The organism is Pseudomonas putida (genome assembly GCF_003228315.1).
Lineage (GTDB): Bacteria > Pseudomonadota > Gammaproteobacteria > Pseudomonadales > Pseudomonadaceae > Aquipseudomonas > Aquipseudomonas putida_S.
Genome location: NZ_CP029693.1, coordinates 1,168,676 through 1,193,359, shown reverse-complemented (window position 1 = coordinate 1,193,359; position 24,684 = coordinate 1,168,676). Strand labels below are relative to the sequence as shown.

At 62.2% G+C, this 24,684-nt stretch carries 16 protein-coding genes; 5 read left to right on the top strand and 11 right to left on the bottom strand.

All coding sequences use genetic code 11. The annotated features are described in order from the left end of the window. The first annotated feature begins 35 nt into the window (after window positions 1-35). The 5 genes from DKY63_RS05185 (at window position 36) to DKY63_RS05165 (ending at window position 5,742) form a co-directional block, all read left to right on the top strand. On the top strand, window positions 36-1,700 hold the full coding sequence (locus tag DKY63_RS05185) for an AMP-binding protein (RefSeq protein ID WP_110963111.1): 1,665 nt from the start codon (window positions 36-38) through the stop codon (window positions 1,698-1,700). Between the two features lie 16 nt (window positions 1,701-1,716). Continuing rightward, a complete protein-coding gene (locus DKY63_RS05180; protein WP_110963110.1) occupies window positions 1,717-2,478 on the top strand; it encodes an SDR family NAD(P)-dependent oxidoreductase in 762 nt (253 codons plus the stop codon). Window positions 2,479-2,490: 12 nt separating this feature from the next. Then, window positions 2,491-3,681, top strand: a complete 1,191-nt coding sequence (locus tag DKY63_RS05175; RefSeq protein WP_110963109.1) for an acetyl-CoA C-acyltransferase — start codon at window positions 2,491-2,493, stop codon at window positions 3,679-3,681. Window positions 3,682-3,825: 144 nt separating this feature from the next. Beyond that, on the top strand, window positions 3,826-4,953 hold the full coding sequence (locus DKY63_RS05170) for an acyl-CoA dehydrogenase (protein WP_110963108.1): 1,128 nt from the start codon (window positions 3,826-3,828) through the stop codon (window positions 4,951-4,953). A gap of 15 nt (window positions 4,954-4,968) precedes the next feature. Then, on the top strand, window positions 4,969-5,742 hold the full coding sequence (locus DKY63_RS05165; RefSeq protein WP_110963107.1) for an enoyl-CoA hydratase: 774 nt from the start codon (window positions 4,969-4,971) through the stop codon (window positions 5,740-5,742). A 229-nt stretch (window positions 5,743-5,971) separates the two neighbouring features. On the opposite strand, the gene DKY63_RS05160 is transcribed toward DKY63_RS05165, so the two are convergent. The 11 genes from DKY63_RS05160 to DKY63_RS05105 all read right to left on the bottom strand — a co-directional run bounded on the left by DKY63_RS05160 (window position 5,972) and on the right by DKY63_RS05105 (window position 24,680). Further along, window positions 5,972-7,054 carry an autotransporter outer membrane beta-barrel domain-containing protein gene (locus tag DKY63_RS05160; RefSeq protein ID WP_110963106.1) on the bottom strand — a complete coding sequence of 361 codons (1,083 nt, stop codon included), beginning with the start codon at window positions 7,052-7,054 and terminating at the stop codon, window positions 5,972-5,974. A 313-nt stretch (window positions 7,055-7,367) separates the two neighbouring features. Continuing rightward, window positions 7,368-9,932 carry an autotransporter outer membrane beta-barrel domain-containing protein gene (locus tag DKY63_RS05155; RefSeq protein WP_110963105.1) on the bottom strand — a complete coding sequence of 855 codons (2,565 nt, stop codon included), beginning with the start codon at window positions 9,930-9,932 and terminating at the stop codon, window positions 7,368-7,370. A gap of 273 nt (window positions 9,933-10,205) precedes the next feature. Continuing rightward, window positions 10,206-11,000: an endonuclease/exonuclease/phosphatase family protein gene (locus tag DKY63_RS05150; protein ID WP_110963104.1), complete on the bottom strand. Its 795-nt coding sequence runs from the start codon at window positions 10,998-11,000 to the stop codon at window positions 10,206-10,208. A 205-nt stretch (window positions 11,001-11,205) separates the two neighbouring features. Further along, window positions 11,206-11,964: a PIG-L deacetylase family protein gene (locus tag DKY63_RS05140; RefSeq protein WP_110963102.1), complete on the bottom strand. Its 759-nt coding sequence runs from the start codon at window positions 11,962-11,964 to the stop codon at window positions 11,206-11,208. A 242-nt stretch (window positions 11,965-12,206) separates the two neighbouring features. Beyond that, a complete protein-coding gene (gene glgX, locus DKY63_RS05135) occupies window positions 12,207-14,363 on the bottom strand; it encodes a glycogen debranching protein GlgX (protein WP_110963101.1) in 2,157 nt (718 codons plus the stop codon). A gap of 199 nt (window positions 14,364-14,562) precedes the next feature. Then, a complete protein-coding gene (locus DKY63_RS05130) occupies window positions 14,563-14,889 on the bottom strand; it encodes a DUF2934 domain-containing protein (RefSeq protein WP_110963100.1) in 327 nt (108 codons plus the stop codon). Between the two features lie 19 nt (window positions 14,890-14,908). Beyond that, complete coding sequence (locus DKY63_RS05125) at window positions 14,909-17,689, bottom strand: malto-oligosyltrehalose synthase (protein WP_110963099.1); 2,781 nt, start codon at window positions 17,687-17,689, stop codon at window positions 14,909-14,911. Beyond that, window positions 17,686-19,764, bottom strand: a complete 2,079-nt coding sequence (gene malQ / locus DKY63_RS05120) for a 4-alpha-glucanotransferase (RefSeq protein ID WP_110963098.1) — start codon at window positions 19,762-19,764, stop codon at window positions 17,686-17,688. The genes DKY63_RS05125 and malQ overlap by 4 nt, the downstream gene beginning before the upstream one ends. Further along, window positions 19,761-21,557 (bottom strand): malto-oligosyltrehalose trehalohydrolase, encoded by a 1,797-nt coding sequence (gene treZ / locus DKY63_RS05115; RefSeq protein WP_110963097.1) that lies wholly within the window; start codon window positions 21,555-21,557, stop codon window positions 19,761-19,763. The genes malQ and treZ overlap by 4 nt, the downstream gene beginning before the upstream one ends. A 14-nt stretch (window positions 21,558-21,571) precedes the next feature. Then, a complete protein-coding gene (gene glgA / locus DKY63_RS05110; RefSeq protein ID WP_110963096.1) occupies window positions 21,572-23,158 on the bottom strand; it encodes a glycogen synthase GlgA in 1,587 nt (528 codons plus the stop codon). A gap of 568 nt (window positions 23,159-23,726) precedes the next feature. After that, window positions 23,727-24,680 (bottom strand): D-2-hydroxyacid dehydrogenase family protein, encoded by a 954-nt coding sequence (locus tag DKY63_RS05105; protein ID WP_110963095.1) that lies wholly within the window; start codon window positions 24,678-24,680, stop codon window positions 23,727-23,729. Window positions 24,681-24,684 lie beyond the last annotated feature (4 nt).

The window sequence follows — 24,684 nt, the reverse complement described above, 5'->3', positions numbered from 1 at the left end:
CCCGACCTAATAAAAAACACACAGGGATTCTGGCAATGCGCGATTACTTGTCTGCTGTTTCACAGTTCAACTATCAGCACACCGTCGACGCCGCACTCTCAGGCGATCTGACTGCCCTCAACGCCTGTGTCGAGTGCTGCGACCGGCATGCCTTGCCGGGGCGCATCGCGCTGTTCTGGGAAGGCCGCGATGGCAGCAGCGCCACCTATACCTTCAGCGATTTGCAGGACAAGGCCGCGCGCTTTGCCAATTTCCTTCTGAGCCAGGGCGTGTGCAAGGGCGACAAGGTTGCCGGTCTCTTGCCACGCAACATCGAATTATTGATCACCGTATTCGCCGCCTGGCGCATCGGCGCCGTCTACCAGCCGCTGTTCACCGCCTTCGGCCCCAAGGCCATCGAGCATCGCCTCGGCTGCTCGGGTGCAAAAGTCGTGGTCACCGACGCGGTCAATCGCTCCAAGCTTGCCGAAGTGGCCGATTGCCCAACCATCGTCACCGTGGGTGGGCCGAAGGGCCAGGGCATTGTCCGTGGCGATTTCAGTTTCTGGGCCGAACTGGCCAACTATTCCAACGTCTGCGAACCGGTGATGCTGACCGGCGAAGACCCGTTCCTGCTGATGTTCACCTCGGGCACCACCGGCCCGTCGAAAGCACTGTCGGTACCGCTCAAGGCCATCGTCGCCTTCCAGAGCTACACCCGTGACGCCGTGGATCTGCGTCCTGAAGATGCGTTCTGGAACGTCGCCGATCCGGGTTGGGCCTATGGCATCTACTTCGGCGTGACGGGGCCCATGGGCATGGGGCACCCGATCACCTTCTACGATGGTCCGTTCACCCTTGAAAGCACCTGCCGGGTGATCAACAAGTACGGCATTACCAACCTCACCGGTTCGCCGACGGCTTACCGTTTGCTGATTGCCGGTGGCGATGAGTTCGCCAAATCGATCAAGGGCAAATTGCGCATCGTCAGCAGCGCCGGCGAGCCATTGAACCCGGAAGTGATCCGTTGGTTCGCCGACAATCTCGGCGTGGTCATTCACGATCACTACGGCCAGACCGAACTGGGCATGGTGCTGTGCAACCACCATGGCCTGGAGCATTCCATTCACATGGGCGCCGCCGGTTTTGCCTCACCCGGCCACCGCATCGTGGTGCTGGACGATCAATACAAGGAACTGGGCGTCGGCCAGCCGGGCATCCTGGCCATCGACCGCACCCAGTCACCGATGTGCTGGTTCGCCGGTTACGAAGGCGCGCCGACCAAGGCCTTCGTCGGCAACTATTACCTGAGTGGCGACACTGTGGAGTGGAACCCGGACGGCAGCATCAGCTTCGTCGGTCGTAGCGACGACGTGATCACCACTTCGGGCTATCGCGTCGGCCCGTTCGACGTGGAAAGCGCGTTGATCGAACACCCGGCAGTGGTGGAAGCGGCGGTGGTCGGCAAGCCCGATCCGGAGCGCACCGAGCTGGTCAAGGCCTTCGTCGTGCTCAGCCCGCAATACCGTGCGGCGCCGGAGTTGGCCGAAGAACTGCGCCAGCATGTGCGCAAGCGTCTGGCGGCCCACTCGTACCCCCGTGAAATCGAATTTGTCAGCGAGTTGCCGAAAACCCCGAGCGGCAAATTGCAGCGCTTTATCTTGCGCAACCAGGAAATCGCCAAGGCTCAAGAGGCCGCGGCGAAGAACGTTTCAGCTTGAATCCAAGGAAACAATGATGCAGATCGCAAACAAGGTTTTTCTCGTCACCGGCGGTGCGTCCGGCCTGGGTGCCGCCACCGCTGAAATGCTGATGGCCGCTGGTGCCAAAGTGATGCTGGTGGACATGAACGCCGAAGCTGTCGCGGCCCAGGCCAAGCGTCTTGGCGCGCAAAGCGTTGTCGCCGATATCAGCAACGAAGCGGCGGCAGAGGCGGCGGTGCAGGCCACGGTCAAGGCCTTTGGCGGTCTCAATGGGCTGGTCAACTGCGCCGGCATCGTGCGTGGCGAGAAAATCCTCGGCAAGAACGGCCCGCACGCGCTTTCAAGCTTCAGCCAGGTGATCAACGTCAACCTGATCGGCAGCTTCAACATGCTGCGCCTGGCATCGGCGGCGATCGCCGAAACCGAAGCGGATGCCGGTGGCGAGCGCGGCGTGATCATCAACACCGCCTCGGCGGCGGCCTACGACGGCCAGATCGGCCAGGCAGCCTACGCGGCGTCCAAAGGCGCGATCGTCAGCCTGACCCTGCCGGCCGCCCGCGAGCTGGCGCGCTTCGGCATCCGCGTGATGACCATCGCCCCGGGCATTTTCGAAACCCCGATGATGGCCGGCATGACCCCGGAAGTCCGCGATTCCCTGGCCGCCGGCGTACCGTTCCCGCCGCGCCTGGGTAAACCAGCCGAGTACGCCTCGCTGGTGCGGCATATCATTGAAAACAGCATGCTCAACGGCGAGGTGATCCGTCTCGACGGTGCCTTGCGCATGGCCGCCAAGTAAGGAGGATTTGTCATGACTATCAGCAACGATCCCATCGTAATCGTCAGCGCCGTTCGCACCCCCATGGGCGGTTTCCAGGGCGACCTGAAAAGCCTGACCGCGCCGCAACTCGGTGCTGCCGCGATCAAGGCCGCTGTCGAGCGCGCCGGTGTTGCATCGGATGCCGTCGATGAAGTGCTGTTCGGCTGCGTACTGCCCTCCGGCCTTGGCCAGGCACCGGCGCGTCAGGCCGCGCTGGGTGCAGGGCTCGACAAGTCGACCCGTTGCACCACGGTGAACAAGATGTGCGGCTCGGGCATGGAAACCACCATCCTGGCCCACGACATGCTGCTGGCTGGCAGTGCCGATGTGGTGATTGCCGGTGGGATGGAAAGCATGTCCAACGCGCCTTACCTGCTGGATCGCGCCCGCAGCGGCTATCGCATGGGCCACGGCAAGGTGCTGGATTCGATGTTCCTCGACGGTCTGGAAGACGCCTACGACAAGGGCCGCCTGATGGGCACCTTCGCCGAAGACTGCGCCGAAACCCACGGTTTCAGCCGCCAGGCTCAGGATGCGTTTGCTATCGCCTCGACCACCCGCGCCCAGCAGGCGATCAAGGACGGCAGCTTCAGGGACGAGATCGTGCCGCTGACCGTGACCGTCGGCAAGGAACAGGTGGTTATCAGCAATGATGAGCAGCCGCCGAAAGCCAAGCTGGACAAGATTGCCTCGCTCAAACCGGCGTTCCGCGACGGCGGCAGCGTAACAGCGGCCAACTCCAGCTCGATCTCCGACGGTGCGGCGGCCCTGGTGCTGATGCGCCGTTCCGAAGCCGACAAGCGGGGTCTCAAGCCATTGGCGGTGATTCACGGTCATGCAGCGTTCGCCGACACCCCGGGCCTGTTTCCAGTGGCGCCGATTGGCGCGATCAAGAAGCTGATGAAGAAAACCGGCTGGTCCCTTGACGAAGTGGATCTGGTGGAAGTCAACGAAGCCTTCGCCGTGGTCGGCATGGCGGCGATGACCCAACTGGAAATCCCCCACGAGAAACTCAACGTCCATGGCGGCGCCTGTGCATTGGGCCACCCGATTGGTGCATCCGGCGCGCGGATCCTTGTGACCCTGCTTTCGGCACTGCGCCAGAAAAACCTGAAACGCGGCGTGGCGGCAATCTGCATTGGCGGTGGCGAAGCGACGGCGATGGCCGTGGAATGCCTCTAACGGCTTGGCCAATCCCACTGTAGGAGCGAGCCTGCTCGCGATGGCGGTTTATCAGGCGATAGACATATTGAATGTGAGTCCGTCATCGCGAGCAGGCTCGCTCCTACAGGTTTCCGCATTCCGCTTAATTTTAAAGGACTGGTCATGATCCCCAATGACGAACAACTGCAAATCAGCGAAGCCGCCCGCCAGTTTGCCCAGGAGCGGCTGAAACCCTTCGCCGCCGAATGGGACCGCGAGCACCGCTTCCCCAAGGAAGCCATCGGCGAAATGGCCGAGCTGGGCTTCTTCGGCATGCTGGTGCCGGAGCAGTGGGGCGGTTGCGACACCGGCTACCTGGCGTACGCCATGGCCCTGGAAGAAATCGCCGCCGGCGATGGCGCCTGCTCGACCATCATGAGCGTGCACAACTCGGTCGGTTGTGTGCCGATCCTCAACTACGGCAATGACGATCAGAAAGAGCGCTTCCTCAAACCTTTGGCCAGCGGCGCAATGCTCGGCGCCTTTGCCCTGACCGAGCCGCAAGCCGGTTCCGACGCCAGCGGCCTGAAAACCCGCGCGCGGCTGGAGGGCGACCACTACGTGCTCAACGGCAGCAAGCAGTTCATCACTTCCGGGCAGAACGCCGGGGTGGTGATCGTGTTTGCGGTCACTGATCCGAGTGCCGGCAAGCGCGGCATCACCGCGCTGATCGTGCCCACCGATTCGCCGGGCTACACCGTCGCCCGAGTCGAGGACAAGCTCGGTCAGCATGCCTCCGACACCTGCCAGATCCTCTTCGAAAACGTCAAGGTCCCGGTGGCCAACCGCCTGGGCAAAGAGGGCGAAGGCTACAAGATCGCCCTGGCCAACCTAGAAGGCGGTCGTGTCGGCATCGCCTCGCAATCGGTGGGCATGGCCCGTGCGGCGTTCGAAGCCGCCCGCGACTATGCCCGCGAGCGCGAGAGCTTCGGCAAGCCGATCATCGAGCACCAGGCGGTGGCATTCCGTCTGGCGGACATGGCAACCCAGATCGCTGTGGCGCGGCAGATGGTGCACTACGCTGCGGCGCTGCGGGACAGCGGCAAGCCGGCGCTGGTCGAAGCGTCGATGGCCAAGCTGTTCGCCTCGGAAATGGCCGAGAAAGTCTGCTCTTCGGCGTTGCAAACCCTCGGCGGTTACGGTTATCTCAACGACTTCCCGGTGGAGCGGATCTACCGTGACGTGCGGGTGTGCCAGATTTATGAAGGCACCAGCGACATTCAGCGCATGGTCATTTCGCGCAATCTATAAGAAGGAAACCTCTACGTGAACTACGAAACGATTCTGCTGGAAATCCACGACCGCGTGGGTCTGATCACCCTGAATCGCCCGCAGGCGCTGAACGCGTTGAATGCGCAGATCGTCAGCGAGGTGAACCACGCCCTCGATGGCCTGGAGAAAGACCCGAACATTGGCTGCATCGTCCTGACCGGTTCGAAAAAGGCGTTTGCCGCTGGTGCCGACATCAAGGAAATGGCCGAGCTGACGTATCCGCAGATCTACATCGACGACCTGTTCAGCGACAGTGATCGGGTGGCGAACCGCCGCAAGCCGATCATCGCCGCGGTCAACGGCTTCGCCCTCGGTGGCGGTTGCGAGCTGGCGTTGATGTGCGACTTCATCCTGGCCGGCGACAACGCCAAATTCGGCCAGCCGGAAATCAACCTTGGCGTGTTGCCGGGCATGGGTGGCACCCAGCGCCTGACCCGCGCCGTGGGCAAGGCCAAGGCCATGGAAATGTGCCTCAGCGGACGCCTGATCGGTGCCGAGGAAGCGGAGCGTTGCGGGATCGTCGCGCGCATCGTGCCGAGCGATGAGCTGCTGGACGAAGCACTGAAAGTCGCGGCATTGATCGCGAAGAAATCGCTGCCGATCGCGATGATGGTCAAGGAAACCGTCAACCGTGCCTTTGAAGTGAGCCTGTCCGAAGGCGTGCGCTTCGAGCGCCGGGTGTTCCATGCGGCGTTCGCCACCCAGGATCAGAAGGAAGGCATGGCGGCGTTCATTGCCAAGCGTGAGGCCGAGTTCTCAAACAAGTGATGCAACTGTAGGAGCTGCCGCAGGCTGCGATCTTTTGATCTTGATCTCTAAAAGATCGCAGCCTCGTTGCACTCGACAGCTCCTATATTTTCGATTTTTGATGAACGCAAATCCCGTGGCCGCCACAGCACGCTGTAGGAGCAAAGCTTGCTCGCGATGGCGCCAGACCTGTCACTGTTGCGGTAGCTGACCCACCGCCATCGCGAGCAAGCTCAGCTCCTACAAAGGGTCACCACCGCATCCGCACCCCCAGGCTGCCAATCAACCCGTTCAAGTCATTGTCGTCCACGTCACTGCTGTAGTCGGCGCTGACATAAAGACTCACTGCGGGTGTCACCCGGGCCACCAGGCCCAGACCCAGTTCCACGGTCGAAGAGTTGCGACTGCTGCTGATCTTGTCGACCTGATCCAGGGTCACGGTATTGCCGGTATAGACCGTGTGCCACAAGTTGGTCCGCACATAGGGCTCCACGGGCAGGCCGCTGATGTCGTAGCTCCCTTTCAATTTGGCGCCAACCCGGCCGCTCCACGCCGTCAGGTCAGTGGATGAGGCATTGCCGGAACCCGCATAGGGCGTATCCAGGGTGATCCGCTGATTGATCAATTGGGCCTGGGGTTCCACCACCCAGTTTTCGCTCAGGCCAATCGGAAATCCCCCTTCGACCGACAACGTCAGCGCGCTGCCTTCGGTGGCTTGCCGCGCTCCCTGCTCATTGCGACTGAAGCCGCTGACGCGGCCACCGCTGGCCGACAGGTCGACGTGCCAGCCTTGCGGGCCGGTCAGGCTGTAGTAGGCGCCCAGGCTCTGGCCTTGCAGGTTGAGGGTGTCGGAGGTGGGGTCGGACTGCCCGCGGTTGATCAGCGGGCCATTACTGTTGAGCTGGTACTGGCTTGTGCCGCCAATCAGCCCGACGCGCTGGGTATGCCCGCTGCTGCTCTGCAGGGTCATGATCGCCGGGCCTTTGACTTCACCTGAACCGAAGCTGGTAAAACCCTGGGCCAGTGCATCGGTTTGCGCCTGGCGAGAGGCCTGTCCATAGACCTGATCCCAGGCCAGGGGCGTCGGGTCTTGCGTGTTGAAATAGCTACTTCGTAAATCGAGGGTTCGCGTATCGGGGGCAGGACTGAAGCGGGCAGGGTACGTCGTAGCGAGAGCAGGCAAGGTGAGCACCGAGACGTCCTGGCTGTACCAGGGCGTTGTTTCTTCCTCGGCCGGCTGGGCCTGTACTTCCATGGAAGAGCACAGCAGGAGTGAGCTCGAGACAGTGCAAAAAGTGATTTTAATCTCTTGTTGGGTGAAGGAAGTTTTCATGGTGGGGCTACCTTGCAACGCGTGCCGTTCTCGCCTTGGCGTCTCTCCTACCCCGAATGAGGGGCGACCGAATGGAGTGGGGCAAGCCGAGGGCCGCCCGCTTGCGCGGGTGACCGGGGGCTTGCCCCTGATAGTTACTTCCGGGGGTAGTAACGTTGAGTCAAGAGGACCCACAACCCTGCGTCAAGAAAATGGCCGATAAGCGGTATCGCTATTTCAGGATTTGTAAGTGACTGATTTATGGCGTCTCTCTAAGTTCTTGTTTGTTGGAAAAATAGTCAAAAAAGTCGCGAACTAGAGCCTTTGCTCGGTATCACCAACTGATGCGCACGCCCAGGTTGCCGGCTGTTGCACGTTGCTGATTGCTGTCGATATTGCGGCTGTAATCGACATTGGCGTACAGGCTGACGTTGCGGGCCACAGTCAGGTTGATGCCGACACCGAGATCGGCCCATGAAGCACGCTGCTCTGTGTCGATATCAGTGCGGTTGGCAAAAGTGACCGTGTCGGTGCCCGAAAGGGTGTGCCACAGATTGGCCCGCAGATACGGCTCCGCTGGCAAGCCGGCGAGGGTGTAGCGGCCCTTGAAGCGTGCGCCGAGGCGACCGGTCACGGCCGGGTCGGAATTGAACGACACCCGTGAAATGCCGTCGTCCTGACTGTCGAGTTTCACCTGCTGATGGATGATTTGCGCCTGGGGTTCGATCACCCAGTCGCCCGCCAGCGGGAACTGGTAGCCGCCTTCGGCCGAGAGGGTAACCACATGGCCCTTGTTGTCGATTTTCAGGCCGCGATCGGAATGGCTGTCACCGTCCAGCCAGGTGTACATGGCCACCGTATCGAAATACCAGCCCTTGGGATCGGTCAGGGTCCAGTAGGCCCCGAGGCTGCTGCCTCGCAGCTCGACCTTGCCGGCACGCCTGTCTTCGAAGCCTTCGTTGAATCCATCGACATCGCCTTTCAAACGACTCTGTCCGACGAAGACGCCCGTGCGTTGGCTGTGTCCGCCTGAGGTCTCCTGGCTGTAGAGATCGTTACCCACCTGGAAACCCTTGATCGAGCCATCGAGCTTCGGTTGCACGGTGCCGGCCCAAGTCTGGTCGAAGTTCTTACCGTAAATACGACCCCAGCCAGCGCCAAAGGCACCTTTTTCGGTCAGCAGGCGCTGATCGCCCTGACGTTCATGGAAGGTGCCGAGCGTCTGCAGGGCCAGCAGCCCGGCAGCGGGTGGCAGGACCGCCCAGTTGGGGACTTCCGGGCGGTACAAGGGAATCGGTGCGGCGCCCGGTTGTGGCGTCGGCAATGGCGGGCTGCCGACGGCGGCGGCAGGTGTGGCCACCAAAGGCACCAGCACCACTTGCGGTGGCAGGGCCGGATCCGGGTTGGCTGCGGTCACCGGCACCAGTGGCGGCGCCACCACGGACGAGCGCAGGTACCAGCTGTTTTCGCTGCCCGGGGTGACGCCGCCCTTGTACAGCACATAGTCGAAGGCACCTGCCGACAGTGGGGCCTTGAGGGTGAAGGCGCCGGCATCGCTGGTGGCCGTGCCCTGTGCCTGAACCACCTGGATGCCGTTTTGCAGGGTCGCCGCGCCTGCCCCATTGAGATTGGTCACGTCGATGGTTGTGGTGCCAGTCAGCTTGCCGTTGTTGACCACCAGTTTGTCACTGGGCGAACTGTCATCGCCGAGTACGCTTTGCACCCGCAATTGACCGCCGCTGCCGGCGTAATTGCCTTGCACGGTCAGGGTGTCGTTAGTGCGGCTATTGCCCGTGGTCAGGTCGATGATCCCGGCGTTGTTCAACGTGGCGGCCTGGCCAGCGGTGAAGGGCGCAACGCTGCCTTGTTGTGAAGTCAGGGTGCTGCTGCCATCGATGTTGAACACGCCGGTGCCACTGGCACTGTCACCCAGCACAAGATTCCCGCTGCCCAGGTCCAGTTGCGAGGCATTGTTGAGGTTGACCGTTTCGAAATTGACGTAACGGCCGGGCACCGAGGTGGTGGTGCGATCGAAGGTCAGCACATCGATGCCGGTACCGCCGTCGATTGACGGGGTCTGGGCGAGGATGGTTTCGCTGAGGTTGCGCAGGGTGGCGGTGTCGTTGTCGCCCTCCAGCAGGACCCGAGAGTGGAGGATGCCGCCGCCGTCCCAGACAAAGGTGTCGTTGCCGGCGCTCATGCGGATCTCGCCTGCCACTTCGCCACCGGTCACGGTCACGCTGTCATTGCCGCCGCTGACGCTGATGAACCCGCCGATGGTGCCGCCGGACAAGATGATGGTGTCGCGGCCGAAACCGGTGACAAGGTTGCTATCAATGGCGCCGCCGGACATGTCGAACAGATTGTTGTCGAGCTTCATGTCGACCCGGCCAATCCGGCCACCGGTCATGACGGCGGTATCGCCGTCCTCGAAGGCGCCGATGATCCTGCCGCCAGTCATGCGAAAGAAGTCGCGGCTGTCACCCTGGGCCAGGGACTGGATGGTGCCGCCGGTCATGGTGAAGTTATCGATGCCACTGCCTTGGCTGACCGCACCGGTGATCTGCCCGGCGCTGATGGTCAGGTTGTTGGCGCCGTCTCCCTGATTGAGCGTGCCAACGATTTGTCCTGAATCCATGGTGACAATGTCGTTGCCGGCTCCAAACCTGACAGCGCCATTGATGACGCCCGTGCCATTGACTGGAAAGCTGAGCGTGTTGTTGCCCGCCAGATCGGTCAGCGGCCCGCTGGTGCCACTGTCGCAGACGAAGTTGTCGTTGCCTGCGGTGGGGGTGAGCGTGCAGGCGGCATGGGCGGGGTGGGACCAGCCCACCAATAGCAGGAGTAACGCGATAAGAACGCAATAACCGTACTGGGGCCAATCACTGGAAAACTTCATGCTCGTCTCCGCTTCGTGTTGGTGTCTGAATTGCCACATGTCAAAAACGACAAGGCATCAGGCACGCTCGGCAGCGCGAGTTGCGAGACAGCATCGGGTGGGCAAGCACCCGTTATCGAAATTCTTCAGCAACGACGGCCACTATGAGTCGCACGTCCATGCATTCAAAAACATGGACGAGAGCAACGTAGCAGCAGTTTTTTTACGTAGCTACTGTCACAAATAACAGGTTAAACGATTAACCAGGCGATTTTGATTGACCCGCCAGAGGACTCAGAGGTGGACTTCGACGGCCAGAGGCAAATGGTCAGAGAGGTGGGTCCACGGCTTGGTCCCCAGGATTTGCGGTTCATGGCTGGTGGCATTGCGCAGGTAGATGCGATCCAGGCGCAGCAGTGGAAACCGCGCGGGATAGGTCTTGGCGGGACGGCCGTGATGGCGTTCGAAGGCTTCGTGCAGGTAGTCGCGGCGGGCGAGGGCGGCGTTGCCTTGCAACTGCCAGTCGTTGAAGTCGCCGGCGATGATCACCGGCGCCTCGACCGGCAGGGAGTCGAGCAACTGGCAGAGCAACTGCAACTGAAGCTGGCGGTGGCTTTCCAGCAGGCTCAAGTGGACACAGATCGCATGCACTTCGCGATGGCCTGGTACGTCCAGTACGCAGTGCAGCAGGCCGCGACGTTCGGGACCGGTGATGGACACGTCGAGATTGCGGTATTCGCGAATCGGGTATTTGGACAGCAGCGCATTGCCGTGGTGGCCGTCGGGATAGACGGCGTTCCGTCCGTAGGCAAAGTCGCTCCACATGCTGTCGGCGAGAAATTCGTATTGCGAGATCGCCGGCCAGTTGTTCAGGCGCGAGGAATGGCCTTCATGCTCGCCGACCACCTCCTGCAAAAACACCAGGTCGGCGGAGGTACTGCGCACCGCTTCGCGCAGTTCCGGCAGGATGAAACGTCGGTTGAACGCGGTGAACCCCTTGTGGGTGTTGACCGTCAGTACGCGCAGACGATGAATGGTCGATGAGGTGTTCAGGGATTCAATCGACTGCGACTCCGGATTACTGGTCACGTTCGCTCCTCTTCGATCGGGGCATGTCTATGTATGCGACTCATGGCGGGGCGGGCAGTTCAGTTCAGATCGACGGTATCGGCTCTTTGTAGGAGCGAGCCTGCTCGCGATGGAATCAGCAGCGCCGCTGGGTGTCAGATGTCCAGCGTTATCGTTGACGACCATCGCGAGCAGGCTCGCTCCGACAGAAGGCGGTGTGTCGGGTTCAGACGAAGACAATTTCATAGGGTAGACGCATCCGTTCCAGCAGCACCCTGGGAATCAGCGGGGCGATGCCGATCGCGGGGTCGCCGTCGAGTTGGCTGGCGTAGGCGTGGGTCGCGTGGCTTTTGCGGGCGACGGTCCAGGTGTCCAGGCGCACCTTGCGAGCACGGTGCCAGGGGATCAGGCCGCTATCGCGGGTTGCCCAGTGCCAGGCCCACACCGGTACTTCGTAGAAGTCAGCTCCGGCAATCGTCGCGGCTTTGGCGCTGGCGCGGCCGACGGCGTCGTGGTCGCTGTTGCCGTCCTGCGACCAGGTGCTGAATACCACATCGCCGGGGCGCAGATAACGGGTGATGAAACGGGTCAATTGCACTTCATGCTCGGCCAGGGCGTTGTCGACGAAGCCGCCGCGAATCCACTTCAGGCTGTGCATTGGCAACCCGAGCCTGCGCAAGGCTTCAACACTTTCCTGCACGCGAAACACGCTCAGGCGCTTCTCCGACCACTGCCGCGAGCCCGGATGGCTGGCGCTGCCGTCGGTCACCGAGATCAATTGCAAGGGGTGGCCCTGGGTGCTGAGCAGCTGCAGCAAACCGCCGCAGGTGACCACTTCATCGCCAGGATGCGGGGCAATCACCACGGCGCGGGCGCCGGGCGGGACCAGCGCTTGAGGGTTGATGACCGAAACTTTATCCAGCTGCGGGGCGCTGTTCCAGATTTGCGTCGTCGCACTGTGATCGAGCTGGGAGACCGGCTTCATGGCTACGTCCTTGTTGTCGTTGATAGCGTTGTGCCGCGTTCCGAACCCTGGAACTGCCGCGTGCTGAGTATTGCTCATGTAACGATATTCGTCGCGCCGATGTGCCCGACGGCAGGTTTTTACATGTTCCTGTAGGAGCGAGCCTGCTCGCGATGGGCGTTAACGATAACGTGGGTGTCTGGATGCCCGCGTTGTCTGGTCGTTTTTCGCGAGCAGGCTCGCTCCTACAGGGGGCGTGCGGCTCATTCCTCCTCTTCGTGCTGCAATTCGAACAGCAGCAACGAGCGACCGGTGACCGAGTATTCATGACCGAACTCGAAGCGTTCCTGGCCGCGAATCGACGGTTGGTTGGTGTCGATCATGCAGGTCCAGAATCCGCCGTCGGGCACTTGTGGCAGCACGAAGTTGACGATGTCGTGGTGTGCGTTGACCACCAGTAACAGGGTGGCGTCCGCGCCTTTGCGGCGGATGCCGGTTTCCTGAGCGCGACCGTCCAGCAGCATGCCCATGCAGCGATTGTGCGCATCGTGCCAATGCTCGGTGGTCATCTCGCTGCCATCGGCTGCCAGCCAGGTCACGTCCTTGACGCCGATGTCGTCGTTGTAATTGCCCACCAGGAAGCGCCCACGGCGCAGGATCGGGTAGGTCAGGCGCAGCTTGATCAGGCGTTTGACGAACTTGAGCAGCGCCTTGCCGTCTTCGCTCAGATCCCAATTGACCCAGCCGATCTCGCTGTCCTGGCAATAGGCGTTGTTGTTGCCGTCCTGGGTGCGGGCGAATTCATCGCCGGCCACCAGCATCGGCGTGCCCTGGGCCAGCAGCAGGGTGGCAAAGAAGTTGCGCATCTGGCGGTGGCGCAGGGCGTTGATTTCAGGATCGTCGGTGGGGCCTTCGACGCCGTGGTTCCAGGACAGATTGTTGTTGCTGCCGTCCTGATTGTTCTCGTCGTTGGCCTCGTTGTGCTTGTCGTTGTACGACACCAGATCGTTGAGGGTGAAACCGTCATGGGCGGTGACGAAGTTCACCGATGAGTAGGGGCGCCGACCCCGTTGATTGAACATCTCACCCGAGGCGGTCATGCGGCTGGCGAAGTCCGCCAGCTGGCCGTCGTCGCCTTTCCAGAAGGCGCGCACGGTATCGCGGAACTTGTCGTTCCATTCCACCCAGCCCGGAGGAAACCGGCCGACCTGATAGCCGCCGGGGCCACAGTCCCAGGGTTCGGCAATCAGCTTGACCTGACGCAGCACCGGATCTTGCCGGCAGGCGACGAGGAAACTGTGACGTTCATCGAAACCATCGTGATAACGCCCCAGAATGGTCGCCAGGTCGAAGCGGAAGCCGTCCACGTGCATTTCCGAAGCCCAGTAGCGCAGGGAGTCGGTGACCATTTGCAGCACGCACGGGTGGCTCAGGTCCAGGGTATTGCCGGTGCCGGAATCGTTGATGTAGAAGCGCTTGTCGTCCGGCATCAGGCGGTAGTACGAGGCATTGTCGATGCCGCGCATGGACAGGGTCGGCCCCTGTTCATTGCCCTCGGCTGTGTGGTTGTAGACCACGTCGAGGATCACTTCCAGATTGGCTTCGTGCAGGTGCGCGACCATCTCCTTGAACTCGGCGATCTTGCCGCTGGCCAGGTAGCGCGGGTCGGGGGCGAAGAAGGCGATGCTGTTATAGCCCCAGTAATTGGTCATGCCCTTGTGCAGCAGGTGCTGGTCGTTGACGAAGGCATGGATGGGCAGCAACTCGACGGTGGACACCCCGAGTTTGCGGATGTGCTCCAGCACGTCGTCGACCATCAACCCGGCGAAGGTGCCACGCACATTCTCGGGCACTGTGGGGTGGCGCATGGTGATGCCGCGCACATGGGTTTCATAAATGATGGTCTTGTCCCAGGGCACGCTGACGCGATGGTCGTGACCCCAGGTGTGCGCCGGGTCGATCACTTTGCACTTGGGCACGAAGGGCGCGCTGTCGCGTTCATCGAAACTGAGGTCGGCGTCCGGGTGGCCGATGGTGTAGCCGAACAGCGCTTCGGACCACTTCAACTTGCCCACCAGTTGCTTGGCGTAGGGATCGATCAGCAGTTTGTGGTGGTTGAAGCGATGCCCGTTGGCCGGATCGTAAGGCCCGTAGACCCGATAGCCGTAGATCAGTCCCGGATGGGCGTCCGGCAGGTAGCCGTGGTAGATCTCGTCGGTGTATTCAGGCAGCTCGATGCGTTCGACTTCGACTTCGCCGCTATCGTCGAAAATGCACAGTTCGACCCGGGTGGCGTTGGCGGAAAACAGGGCGAAGTTGACCCCCAGACCGTCCCAGGTCGCGCCCAGCGGAAAGGGCAGGCCTTCACGAATGCGCGAGGGCTCTTGTGGGGCTGGCGATTCTTTCTTTGGGCGGGTCATAGGTGCTCCTGCAAATGGGGGACGACTGCCTGGTAAATGTGGGAGCGAGCCTGCTCGCGATGGTTCCAAAAACAACACATTTGCTGCCTGATACACCGTAATCGCGAGCAGGCTCGCTCCTACAGGGCTTTGTCAGGACGAGCGAATTCACGTGGCGAGAAAGCCCGCCACGCAAGTCATCCAGTCATTGTGGAAAGAGTCAGACCGCCGGCGGCTTTCGCGAGGCGCGAGGCTTTTTCTCGGCGGCTTTTTCACCCGGTGGAATCACTTTGGCGGCCGCGGCAGGTTTCGCCTTGGCCTTGGTGGTGGCTTCGCCGGCCTTGCCATTGAGGGTTTTGGCGGCGGCGGGTTTGCTGGTCGCCGTTTTGCCGCTCGCGGCCTTGGTCGATTTTTTCGGCGCCAGTGCTTCGGCTTCCGCCAATTTGACCGCCATCTCCCAATGCCTCGATTCCTGGCCTTCAGGCTTACCCTCGGACTCCCAGATCTGATAGGCAAACTCGCGGATACGTTTATCGTCGGTACTCATCGCCATGCTCCTGAACATCTCAAGTGTCGGTAATTTGGATTAAGAGATTGACCGGGAAGTCCCCCAGCGCGGCGCTGATCATCAGCTCCCTGTTTTTTGTGACTTCGACGCCGGAAAAAAGTCCCTTGAGATTTTCCCCGGCGTTCATGAACGGTAAATGAACCCGCGTATCGCCCCACTGCGAAGCATCGATCTGCGGATCGGCACTGTTTTCCAGCAGCGAGGCACTGCGAATCGGCACGATCACGATTACCCTCCTGCCCTGATGTTCTCGAACAAATCCCAGTACCCGATGTGCCTGGCTGCCGGTGAAGTCCAGGGGTTGGTAAGTCCCCCGTCGAAACAGCTCCGGGTGCTCGGCCCGCAGGTTCAACGCGCGGGCAATCAAGGCTTGCTTGATGCGCCCGTCACGCCAGTTCGCCAGCAGATCGGGCAGATCCGGTGGTTGCTGCAACGTCTGTTGCCGGCTGGCGTAATCCACGGGTCGACGGTTGTCCGGGTCGACGAGGGAAAAGTCCCAGTCGTCATTGCCCTGATACAGGTCCGGCACCCCTGGCACCGTCATGCGCAGCAAGGTTTGCGCCAATCCATTGAGCGCACCGGGCACGGCAATAACCTGAACCGCCTTGGCCAGGGCCGAGCGCAGCAGTTCGCCTTCAGGCGTCAGCAGCAGGCGCTTGAGGAAGGCTTCGCAGGCTTGTTCATAGGCCTCGTTCGGCGCGCTCCAGCTGCTTTGCAGCTTGGCTTCGCGCAGGGCCTTGCGCTGCCATTGCCAGACGCGTTCGGCGTAATCCTGCAGGGCCGCCGAATCATCGGGGTGCAATTGGAGGGGCCAGCTGCCGAGCAGTGCCTGATAAAGAATCAGCTCGTCGCCGGCAGACGGCGAATGATCATCGTCGCGCAACGCTCGTGCGAGAGTACGCCAGAGTCCGACCTGCTCGGCGTACCAGCGGCTGCGTTCGCTCAACACCGCCAGGCGCGCGCGGCTGTCCTCGCCGCGCTTGTGGTCGTGGGTCGCGGTGGCCAGCAGGTTGTCGGGGAAATCCGCCAGGCGTTGGGCGCAGGCGGCATGAAACATCGCCGGCGGGGCGCTGAATTGTTCGGTGCTGAAGCCCACGTCGTTGCGCGACAGCAGCACCGCCGAGCGATAGAACGCGGTGTCTTCAACGGCCTTGGCCGCTGCCGGTGATGTCAGTTGCTGAAAGCGCACGCAGGCATGCTTGAGCCGCTTGCGCACCCGTCCCGCCGGGCGCCTGCGCCACGGCTCGCCCCCCAGCCAGCCGGCCAGGCAATCGAGCACCGACCAGTCGGCTTCGCCCAGCGTCTGCCGGGCGCCGTCCATGGCCTGGCGGAACATCACTTCATCCTCGGCCGAACGTCCGAGCGGGCTGATGTAGGTGCGGTACACCGGGAAGTGCACGATCAGTTCCAGCAAGGCACGACGGATCGCGCCGAGGGTCAGGTCGCGGGTCATCAGGTCATCCCGGGCCACTTGCAGCAAGGCCTGGGCGACGCTTTCGAAGTCTCCGGCCAGGGAGCCGTTGAGGATCTGCTGCCGGGCCAGTTGCGCTTCCTGGCGAAAGTCCGCGGGACGTTCGCTGTAGCGCTGCCAGAGTTCACCGAGGGTCTGCTCGCCCTGGGGATCGTGCTGCAGCAGCGACATCTGATTCATGAGTTCATAGCCGGTGGTGCCGTCCACCAACCAGTCGCGCCGCAGGGTTTCGCCCTCGCCGAGGATTTTCTCGACGTAAATCGGCAAGTGGCGGCCCGGTGCGAGGCGATCCACGCGCCGCCTGAGCTTGCGGCAATAACCGCGCGGGTCGGCGAGGCCGTCGATGTGGTCGATGCGCAGGCCATCGATCAAGCCGTCCGCCACCAGTTCGAAGATTTTCGCGTGGGTGGCTTCGAACACCGTCGGGCGCTCGACCCGCAGCCCGCCCAGTTCATTGATATCGAAAAAACGCCGCCAGTTGATGTCGTCCGCGGCGGTGCGCCAGCTGGCCAGGCGATAGCTCTGGCGCTCCAGCAATTCGTGCAGCTTTTGGAAGCCTTCAGGTGTGGTCGAGTCGTAGCTTTGCAGGTGCCGCTCGATGGCCTGAACGATGGCCGGGTCACGGGCCAGCTCGCGCAGTTCGTCCTTCAGGGGCACGGCCAGGCCATGGGCGTCGGTCTGATAGCTCAGGGTGCTGAAACGCTCGGCCAATTCGTTGAGCGGCCCGGCATCAACCTTGAGCAGTTCACCATAATGGCTGGGACAGATCGGGAAGTGGTGTTCGTAGTGCTCGACGTGAAAGGCGCCGCGCCGTGCATCGAAGCGCAGGGGCAGGGTGCCGTCCTGCAAGGCAATGCCGTAGTCGCTGCCCAGGAAAGGCAGTAGCAACTGACCTTCCATCAGCGGATCGGGCGAATGCCACTGGATATCGAAGAACTCGCCGTAGGGGCTCAGCCGTCCCCATTCCAGCAGGTCGAGCCACCAGGGATTGTCGCTGCCGCCGACGGCCATGTGGTTGGAGACGATATCGAGGATCAGCCCCATGTGCTGGCTGCGCAGCGCGCTGACCAGACGACGCAGGGCGGCTTCACCGCCCAGTTCCGGGTTGATCGTGGTCGGGTCGACGACGTCATAGCCATGCATGGACCCGGCGCGGGCGCTCAGCAGTGGTGAGGCATACACATGGCTGATCCCGAGCCGGGCGAAGTACGGCACCAGCGCCACGGCGTCATCGAGGGTAAAGCCATTGTGAAATTGCAGGCGCAGGGTCGCCCGTAGCGTTGGGTGATCGGGAATCCGTTGCGTCATGAATCACGCTCGGCCGCTTGCAGTCGCGCGACGGCAAGCAGTTCCAGGCGCCGCGCCGCGTCCGGGTTGTCCAGCAGGATTTCGCTGTTGCCGGCCAGGCGTCGTGACCAGTTGGGGTGGGTGTCGATGGTGCCGGGCAGGTTGGCCTGCTGTTCGACGCCCAGGGCATCTTCCAGCGGCAGCAATACCAGCGGCGCGCGGGTATGGCCGAGGAAGCGCACGCTGGCATCGAGCACTTGATCGGTCTCATGGGATTCCTCGCGAAAGTTCTGCGGGTCCTGGCTCAGGGCCCTGCGCAGGCCTTCGCGCTCCCGCTCACGATGCTGGCGCCACTCGATTTCAGTATTGGCGTCGATGAGACTCAGACGGGCGTTCCAGTCGATGTCCCGACCATGCCACCAGCCATTGAGAGTCGGCAGATCGTGGGTGCTGGTGGTGGCCAGGGCGTTGTCCGGCCAGTCGAGGATGGGCTTGAAATGGGTGTTGTCCTGCTCGAACAGCAACACGCGCATGCCCAGCATCGCGCGGGCAATGAGCTTCTCCCGCAGGCCGTCCGGTACGGTGCCGAGGTCTTCGCCCAGGACAATGGCCTGATGGCGATGGGATTCCAGGGTCAGCAGGCGCAGCAGGTCGTCCACCGGGTAATACAGATAGGCGCCATCGACTGGCGACGCGCCGTTGGGGATCACCCACAACCGTTGCAGGCCCATGACATGGTCGATGCGCAGGCCGCCGGCATGGGCGAAGTTGGCGCGCAGCATTTCGATGAAGGCACGAAAGCCGTTGCGCACCAGGCCTTCCGGGGAAAACGCGGAGATCCCCCAGCCCTGGCCGTTGCGATTGAGGATGTCCGGTGGTGCGCCGACGGTGAGTGACGCGAGCAGTTCATCCTGCCGGCTCCAGGCCTGGCTGCCGCCACCGTCGGCGCCGACGGCGAGGTCGGCTATCAGGCCGATGCTCATGCCGCTGCTGCGGGCAGCTGTCTGGGCGCGGGCAAGGCTGCGGTCGATCAGCCACTGGCAGAAGGCGAAGTAACCGATGCGCCCGGCGTTCTCTTCGGCGAACTCGGCCAGGGCGGCGCTGCGCGGATCGCGCCATTGTTCGGGCCACTGCCGCCAGTCGAGGCTTTCGCCTTTGGCCGCACGGTGTTCCTGGATGGCTTCGAAGCGGCAATGGTTTTCCAGGGCTTCGCCGCCGGCATGGCGAAAGCTGCTGAAATCTTCGTGCAAAGGGTGCTCACCCTGCACGAAGCCTTCGTACAGAGCCTCCAACAGTCGATGCTTGGCGGTGGCGGCGGCTGGCCAGTTGATCAAGGCGTTGTCTTCGAGCTTTTGCAGTTCATCCTCAAGGCCTGTGGCGTCGATGGCCGCGCGCATCGCTCGCTCGCCAAGGATCGCACCGGGGGCACAGTACAGGCTGTTGAGGAACAGGCGGCTGGAGGGCGAGTAGGGGCTGTAGCGTCCGGTGTCGCTTGAGAACATGGCATGCAGCGGACTGATCGCCAGTGCTTCGGCACCGCGCTCGCCGGCCGCCCGGGCCAGCTCTTCCAGCGCCAGGGTATCGCCGAACCCGCCATCGCCAGCACGACGCAGGGAATACAGTTGCGCACTCAGGCCCCAGACCCGCGGGATCGGGGTTTGCACGGCATCGCCCACGCTGTAACAGCGCTCGGGCGCCACGGCGAGGGTGAAGGTTTGGCCGTCGATGCTGACGTGCTGATAGCCCACCGGGATCAGTCCCGGCAACATGGCCTCGGCGTCCAGCTTCAGACTCAGGGTCGATCCGTCTTCGAGGTGAATCTCGCAGGGGGTCAGTGGCTCGAAATAGGGCGCCAGATTGAGGCCGATACCGACGTCGGCGGTGATCAGCGGCGGCAGGGTCCGGGCTTGCTGCACTTGCTGCAACTCCAGGAGGCTGGCGTCGATTTCCTGGGCACTGCCGGCCGGATGGCCAAGCCCGGTCAGGACATTGCGCAAAACCGAGGGGGCGACCTTTTGTGCACGACCGTTGGCGTCGATCCAGTCGACCGCCAGGCCCGCCCGGCTCGCCAGTATTTCAAGCTGCGCATCGCTCATTGACGCTCTCCATCGGGGGGTGGCAAAGGGGGCGCGGCCTTGAGGGTGACGAGTGCGCTGCAGGGAGCGAGCGTGCCCGTGGTCATCTGTCCGGCGCTGCGTGGAGGTTGCTCGAATAATAGTTGCGCATCGGTGTGTGGGCTGTGGACCACCGGCTTGTCACCGAGGTTCAGGTCGATGCGCAGTTGGCTGCCATCTCCCAGCAGCCAGCGCGCCGATACCGCACGGTCGGCCAATACCTCGGCATCCAGCGCTTGGGCGCCCGGCAGGCGCGGGATGATGTACCGATGGCGGATTTGCAGTAGTTGTCGATACAAGGCATCGGTGGCCGCAGCGTCAGTGGCGCTCAGCCTGGGGATGGACGCCTCGAAGGTGCCGGGCTCATTGGGATCGGGGATGCGTTCGCGTTGATCAGGATCGGCAAAGGCGCTAAAAGCGGCAAATTCATTACGCCGGCCTTCGCGCACCAACCGCGCCAGTTCACCCTGGTGACTGGTGAAAAACAGGAACGGCTGTTCGGCGGCGTATTCTTCGCCCATGAACAGCAGGGGAATCATGGGTGACAGCAGCAACAGCACGGTGGCAGCGTTCAAGGCTTCCCGTCCGGCGAGCTGATGCAGGCGCTCGCCGAAGGCGCGGTTGCCGATCTGATCATGGTTTTGCAAAAACAGGATGAAGGCGCTGGGAGGCAGGTGCCCGCTGGGTTCTCCACGGGCCCGACCATGTCGATTGATGTGGCCCTGGAACACGAAGCCCTGGCTGAGGCAGCGCGCCAGTTGTTCGGTGGGGTTTTGCGCGTAATCGGCGTAATAGGCATCGGTTTCGCCGGTCAACAGCACATGCAGGGCGTTGTGGCCGTCGTCGTTCCACTGTGCGTCGTAGCCTTGCTCCAGCAGGCTGGCCTGGTTGTGCTCGTTTTCCACTGTCAGCCAGACATGACGCGCCGGATCGATTTGCTGGCGTACCCGTCGGGCCAGTTCCTGAAGAAAATCCGGGCTTTCGATGGCATGCACGGCGTCCAGGCGCAGGCCGTCGAAGCGGTACTCCAGCAGCCACATCAAGGCGTTATCGATGAAGAAATCCCGCACCTCGCGACGGCTGAAGTCGATGGCCGCGCCCCAAGGCGTGTGTTTGTCCTCATTGAAAAAGCCCCTGGCGTAGCGATGCAGGTAATTGCCGTCCGGACCGAAGTGGTTGTAGACCACGTCGAGAATCACCGCCAGACCGTGACCATGGGCGGTATCGACCAGGTGCTTGAGTTGTTCGGGCGAACCGTAGGAGGCCTGGGGCGCGTAGGGCAAGACCCCGTCGTAACCCCAATTGCGCTCGCCGGGAAACTGCGCCACGGGCATCAGTTCGATCGCGGTGATGCCCAGTTCAACCAGGTGTGCCAGATGTTGCTCGACGGCGGCAAAACCACCGAGCGCACCGACATGCAATTCGTAGATCACCGCTTCGTTCCACGGGCGCCCCAGCCAGTTGCTGTGTCGCCAGCGGTAAGCGTGGGGGTCGACCACCACGCTGTGCCGGTGCACATCGCCGTCCTGGGCGCGGGAGGCCGGGTCGGGCACCTCAAGCTCGCCGTCGATGTTGTAGCGGTAACGCGTACCCGCGGGGCAGCGGGTGTTGATCACGAACCAGCCGTCGGCCTGGGGCAACAACGGCATGGACTGTCCATTTTCCAGTTCGACACTGACGTAAAACGCATCTGGCGCCCACAACGCAAATTGCGTGTGCTCCGCGTCCAGCATGATTGCGCCGTGGGGCCAGGTCTCAAGGGTCCGTAACGGCATCTTGAAAGCCTCTTTTACTGTTTGTGCGATTTCCCCAGTGCCCGGGCGACGAGCTGTTCATAGAGTTCGGCGTAGGGTTCGACGGCCTGGCACCAGTTGAAAGGTTGCGTCATGGCCCGGCAGCGCATGGCGTTGAGCAGCTCGGGGAAGGCGAACACCTTGAAGGCACGGCTCAGGGCTTCCTCGTAGCTCTCCACCGTCGATTCGTCGAACAGGAAGCCGGTCACGCCATTGTCGATGGTGTCGGCCAGGCCACCGGTATTGCGCGCCACCGGCAGGGAACCGAAACGCTGGGCATACATCTGGCTCAGGCCGCAGGGTTCATAGCGCGACGGCATCAGCAGGAAGTCGCTGCCGGCAAACATGCGCCGGGCGTCGGTTTCATTAAAGCCGATGCGCACCCCGATCTGCCCGGGAAAACGCAGGGCCAGTTCGCGCATGGCCTGTTCCTCTTCCGGCTCGCCGCGACCGATGATCGCGATTTGCCCGCCATTCTTGACGATGTAGCCGGAGACCGCTTCGGTCAGGTCCAGGCCTTTCTGGTAGACCAGTCGCGAGACCACGGCGAACAGCGGGCCTTCGGAGTCTTCCAGACCAAACAGTTTGCGCACGTGGGCAGCGTTGACCGCCTTGCCTTCCCAATCGCCGATAGGGAATGGGCGGAACAGGTGCGTATCGGTGGCCGAATCCCAGCTTTCGTCGATGCCGTTGGGAATGCCGCTGAGTTGGCCTTGCTGGGTCTTGGCGGCGAGGAAACCGTCGAGGCCGCAACCGAAGGCCGGGGTGGTGATTTCCTGGGCGTAGGTGGCACTCACCGTGGTGATGTGGCTCGAATAGGCCATGCCGGCCTTGAGGAACGACATCTTGCCGTAGAACTCCATGCCTTCCTGCTGCAGGGCGTGCTGGGGAATGCCCAGTTCAGGGCACGAGCCCAGGCTGGTCACGCCCTGGTAGGCCAGGTTATGGATGGTGAACAGGGTCGGCGTGCGCTGCCCGCGCCAGTGCATGTACGCAGGCGCCAGGCCGGCGGGCCAGTCATGGGCGTGCACCAGGTCCGGGCACCAGTGGATTTGCGCCAGGTTGGCGGCGATGTCGGCGGCGGCCAGGCCCAGGCGAGCGAAACGGATGTGGTTGTCCGGCCAGTCGCGGCCATTGTTGGCGCCGTAGGGCGAGCCTTCACGTTCGTAGAGCTCGGGGCAGATCAACACGTAGATCACCAGGCCATCGGGCATGTCCATGCGCCCGATCTTGCAGGGTGGCAGCGCCGCATGCCCACCCAGTTCGCCGATGATATGAATCGGATTTTCGCTGTGCATCACTTGCGGGTAACCGGGGATCAACACGCGCACGTCGTGCAGGTGGGTCATGGCCCGGGGCAGGGCGGCAGACACGTCACCCAGGCCGCCGGTCTTGACCAGATCGGCAATCTCCGAGGTGACGAACAACACTTTCTTCCGGTTCGGATTCTGACTGGCCGCAGGTGTCAGCGCCCTCGCGCCGGGAACGCTGATCGATTTAGCAGTGGGAGCAATCAGGACGCTCGATTCGCCGACATGCTGGTGAGCACGTTCTCCCTGTACATCCAATGCCGCACTGATCATATGAATCTCCCGTGTTGTTGATCTAATTCTTAGCTCTGGCAAACGGTATTCCTGAAAATCCACGTCCTGTGGTCGGGCACAAATGCGCCCCGCATCGGTGAGCAAAACACTGCCCATGCGCGCAAGCAGAATGGGTGAATTAACCATTGCAAGGAATGCACCAGTCGCAACGCACCGTCCTTTCAGTCGACCGGCCACTAACAGCAAAAGTTTCGAATATTTTTCCGCTTTGTGACCGGCCGGTTTCGCCTCGCGAAACTGAGCCTAGACCAGAACTTAGAGCGGTAAAGCGCGAATGGCAAAATTGTTCGACAATCGGTTTAAAGCGGAACGGACGTGCCGGAAAAGGGGGCAAACGCACCGACGAAGTGCAGTTTTTTTTGGGAAATTGGCAGGAAATGAAGCACAAATGTCACATCAGTGTGCGTGGGTGAACAGTTGCGGTGCACCATTGCGGTGCATGATTTGGGCTGTTGTGGTGTGAGTGCGGGCCTCTTCGCGAGCAGGCTCGCTCCCACAGGAGACCATTGTGGGAGCGAGCCTGCTCGCGAAGAACGATAACGCGGTGTCAGTTCAAAAGGCGGATCTGCGTACCCGCCGCCCACGCCTGAATGTCTTCGATCATCTGCGAGAAAAACAGCTGGTAGTTCTGCTGGCTGACATAGCCCACATGTGGCGTCGCCAAAACATTCTCCAGGGTCCTGAACGGATGATGAGGTGGCAGCGGTTCGACTTCGAACACATCCAGCGCTGCACCGCCCAGGCGTCGTTTCTGCAGGGCCTTGATCAAGGCCGATTCGTCGACAATCGGCCCGCGTGCGGTGTTGACCAAAAGCGCGGTGGGCTTCATCCAGCTCAGGGCCTCTGCGTCCACCAGCCCGCGGGAGCGCTCGCTGAGGACCAGATGCACCGACAACACGTCGGCCTGTTCGAACAGTTCCTGCTTGCTGACATAGGTTACGCCCGCTTGCGCAGCCCGTTCGGCGGTGAGGTTTTCACTCCAGGCGATCACGCGCATGCCGAACACCTGGCCGAACTGCGCGACACGCTGGCCGATGCTGCCAAGGCCGAGCACCGCCAGGGTCTTGCCATGCAAGTCGCCCCCCAGCCCTTGCTGCCAGAGGCCTGCACGCAAGGCGTTGGCTTCCTTCACCAGATTGCGGGTCGCCGCCATGATCAGCGCCCAGGTCAGTTCGGGCGCGGCGTGCTTGTAGCTGTCGCTGCCACAGACCTGGATGCCCAAGGCCTTGGCGGCCTCCAGGTCGAGGGCGAAGTTACGCATGCCCCCGGTCACCAGAAGCTTGAGTCTGGGCAAGCTTGCAAGCAGCTGTGCGTCGAAGCGGGTGCGCTCGCGCATGACGCAAATCACCTCGAAATCAGCCAGGCGTTTGGCCAGTGTTTCGTTATCGGCGGGGTAGTCGTGGATGAAACTCACCTCGCCGATCGAATCGAGTACCGACCAATCGACCACATCGCGGGCGACAGCCTGCCAATCGTCAATCACTGCAATCTGCACCGCCATCAGT

What these genes read in the sequence shown, in the direction of transcription:
- DKY63_RS05185 (WP_110963111.1), top strand. Translation starts at nt 36, where the DNA reads ATGCGCGATTACTTGTCTGCTGTTTCACAGTTCAACTATCAGCACACC.
- DKY63_RS05180 (WP_110963110.1), top strand. Translation starts at nt 1,717, where the DNA reads ATGCAGATCGCAAACAAGGTTTTTCTCGTCACCGGCGGTGCGTCCGGC.
- DKY63_RS05175 (WP_110963109.1), top strand. Translation starts at nt 2,491, where the DNA reads ATGACTATCAGCAACGATCCCATCGTAATCGTCAGCGCCGTTCGCACC.
- DKY63_RS05170 (WP_110963108.1), top strand. Translation starts at nt 3,826, where the DNA reads ATGATCCCCAATGACGAACAACTGCAAATCAGCGAAGCCGCCCGCCAG.
- DKY63_RS05160 (WP_110963106.1), bottom strand. Translation starts at nt 7,054, where the DNA reads ATGAAAACTTCCTTCACCCAACAAGAGATTAAAATCACTTTTTGCACT.
- DKY63_RS05155 (WP_110963105.1), bottom strand. Translation starts at nt 9,932, where the DNA reads ATGAAGTTTTCCAGTGATTGGCCCCAGTACGGTTATTGCGTTCTTATC.
- DKY63_RS05140 (WP_110963102.1), bottom strand. Translation starts at nt 11,964, where the DNA reads ATGAAGCCGGTCTCCCAGCTCGATCACAGTGCGACGACGCAAATCTGG.
- glgX (WP_110963101.1), bottom strand. Translation starts at nt 14,363, where the DNA reads ATGACCCGCCCAAAGAAAGAATCGCCAGCCCCACAAGAGCCCTCGCGC.
- DKY63_RS05130 (WP_110963100.1), bottom strand. Translation starts at nt 14,889, where the DNA reads ATGAGTACCGACGATAAACGTATCCGCGAGTTTGCCTATCAGATCTGG.
- DKY63_RS05125 (WP_110963099.1), bottom strand. Translation starts at nt 17,689, where the DNA reads ATGACGCAACGGATTCCCGATCACCCAACGCTACGGGCGACCCTGCGC.
- malQ (WP_110963098.1), bottom strand. Translation starts at nt 19,764, where the DNA reads ATGAGCGATGCGCAGCTTGAAATACTGGCGAGCCGGGCGGGCCTGGCG.
- treZ (WP_110963097.1), bottom strand. Translation starts at nt 21,557, where the DNA reads ATGCCGTTACGGACCCTTGAGACCTGGCCCCACGGCGCAATCATGCTG.
- glgA (WP_110963096.1), bottom strand. Translation starts at nt 23,158, where the DNA reads ATGATCAGTGCGGCATTGGATGTACAGGGAGAACGTGCTCACCAGCAT.
- DKY63_RS05105 (WP_110963095.1), bottom strand. Translation starts at nt 24,680, where the DNA reads ATGGCGGTGCAGATTGCAGTGATTGACGATTGGCAGGCTGTCGCCCGC.